2 protein-coding genes are annotated in these 2,627 nt (G+C 26.0%); both read left to right on the top strand.

Annotation, left to right across the window (positions count from 1 at the left end; all coding sequences use genetic code 11):
- The first annotated feature begins 467 nt into the window (after positions 1-467).
- Positions 468-2,201 carry a sensor domain-containing diguanylate cyclase gene (locus KGF39_RS19175; RefSeq protein ID WP_227823539.1) on the top strand — a complete coding sequence of 578 codons (1,734 nt, stop codon included), beginning with the start codon at positions 468-470 and terminating at the stop codon, positions 2,199-2,201.
- A gap of 13 nt (positions 2,202-2,214) precedes the next feature.
- A complete protein-coding gene (locus tag KGF39_RS19170; protein ID WP_227823538.1) occupies positions 2,215-2,364 on the top strand; it encodes a hypothetical protein in 150 nt (49 codons plus the stop codon).
- The last annotated feature ends 263 nt before the right edge of the window (positions 2,365-2,627 follow it).

Genomic DNA, 2,627 nt, shown 5'->3' with positions numbered 1-2,627 from the left:
TTTTTATATTATAATATATAAATATAATATTGCTAAATTTTTTATGTATTCTCACAATATTCAATTATATTTAGTAAAAAATAATCCTTATCATAAAACTTTAAACTAGATTTTAGAGTTTAAAAAAGATAATACAAGTTATTGATAAATTCTGCTTATATTATAATTAGCAGGAGATTAATTTATTGTCATATTTTCTAGCGAAGTTGGCAAAAACTATGTTTATTCGCAACTAGAAACCGTAAAAAAATTTTAAAAGTATTTTATTTAATATAAGTATTTTACATTATAAATATGTATTTATATAAGATATCAGCATTAAAAGCTGAAGCATGTATTGTTTCAGTTCTTTTTCGTTAAAATTAACCTATTTAATAAAAATATCATAGTTCAACAAAGTTTTTAATTTAAATATATTAATGTATAATATAATTAAGATATAATAACAAAAAGAGAGGAGGAATATCATGAGCATACTCCTAAAAAAAGCACCCAAATTAGCAAAACATATTATAACAAGTTTTTATATAAATAGAGATATTGATGAAGTATTAAAGTACCTTTCACAAGATGTCACATGGATTGGCCCAGGAGAACAGGAATTTCTCACTTCCTTTAATGAAATTAAAAATTATTTTTATGCAGGTCAAGATGAAATTCCTTCCTGTGATATAAGTAATGACATATTTGAAATTGTAAGTGAATATAAAAATAGATGTATGGTATTAGGAAAATATACTGTTCGTACTAAAGAAAATGAGCAAATGATTTTAGAGGCAAATCAGCGTTGTACATTTGAGATAATTGAAGATAGAGAAAAATTATTAGTAAAACACATGCATATATCAAACCCTTATGGTGAAATGCAACTTGATGAATACTTTCCTACTAAAATTGGAACACAAAGTTATGACTATCTACAAAGATTACTAAAGGAAAAAACAGAAGTTATCGAGATGATTACGAATAATATTAATGGTGGATTAAAAGGTAGCAATGATGATGATACATACTCGTTTTTCTATGTTAATGAAGGATTGCCCAAAATATTAGGATATACATATGATGAGTTCATGGAAATGAGTGGTGGTTCAGCAGTAGGTGCTGTATATCCACCAGATTTACCTAAAGCACTGGAAGACTGTGAACGATGCTTTGCAAAGGGACCTACATATTCATCTGAATATAGAATACGAAAAAAAGATGGAACATTAATGTGGGTATTAGATTCTGGCATGAAATCATTAAATAGTGATGGCATAGTAAAAATTAATAGTATTATTACTGACATCACTCAACTAAAAAACATAGAATCTGAACTAAAATTAGAGAGGGAACGATATCGTATTGCTTTACAAAATATTACAGACATAATGTTTGAATATGATATTGAAAATGACAACTTTATAAAGTATCAACGTGTAGAAATTGATAAAAAAATTGAATTAGAAAATTTTGAAACAAAAAATTATTCTAAGATGCTAGAATCTGGAAAAATCATTCACCTTGATGATATTGGAAAATTATTAGAAATACTTCGTGGAAATCTTAGAGAAACAATTGAGATACGACAGCTAAATTCATTAACTAAAGATGAATGGAGATGGATTCGTGTTCAATGTTCAGTTATCTATGATAGTGACCACAATCCAATCAAAACAATAGGTGTTTTAAAAGATATAACTGAAGATAAATCTAAATTAGAAAGCTTAATTAATCAAGCTCAACGCGACCCGCTAACACAATTATATAATCAAAGGGTCTCACAAAATTTTATCCAAGAGTACCTATGCAGTTCTAAAGCCCAAAATAATGATGCTCTATTAGTTATTGATATTGATGATTTTAAAACTGTAAATGATACTTTTGGACATTTAGAGGGAAATGATGTTTTAGTTGCTGTATCAAAAGTACTATTACATAACACACAGGATAAAGATATAGTTGCTCGCATTGGTGGAGATGAATTTATGATATTTATAAAATCACTAACAAAAGATTTAATAATAAAAACCACTAATGATATTTTAAATGATGCAAGTAAAATAAGAATAAAAGATAGACACAAAATAACATTAAGCATTGGTGTTGCTTTTGCTAGTGATTCAACTAGATTGTATAAAGATTTATTTTCTAAAGCTGATAAAGCTCTGTATTTATCAAAAGCACATGGTAAAAATTGTTATAGTATATGCGAATAATAAAGCTGTTTATATGGAAAAGAATGAACCTTTAAACTCAAGTTCAGAGTTTGACAATCAAAGTAGTGTTACTGTTGAAGCTAATCTTATAACTGGTCAATTAGTTACTAGAGAAAATTTAGACAAGATATTTATTGATACTGCTCATTTTTCTAAAAAATAAGCTTATGTAAAAAATTAAACTTTTATGTATAAGATACTAATGATAAACATGTTGTTACAAACATTTATCATTAGTATGTTACATCTTAAAACAAAATAATAATTTATCTATATAAAAAAGTGGTTTGTTGACAGGGTTCACTTTTTTATATAGATACATAGTTTAAATATGAATACAGGTTTTATTCTATACATTTTAGTTAATATAAAACTAATACAGGAGATTATAATACATTTACATACCACATAGTTAATATAAAACTT

This window comes from Clostridioides sp. ZZV14-6345 (assembly GCF_020657775.1).
Taxonomy (GTDB): Bacteria; Bacillota; Clostridia; order Peptostreptococcales; family Peptostreptococcaceae; genus Clostridioides; species Clostridioides difficile_D.
The sequence above is the reverse complement of the archived record's forward strand: the minus strand, read 5'-3'. Positions and strand labels throughout refer to the sequence as shown.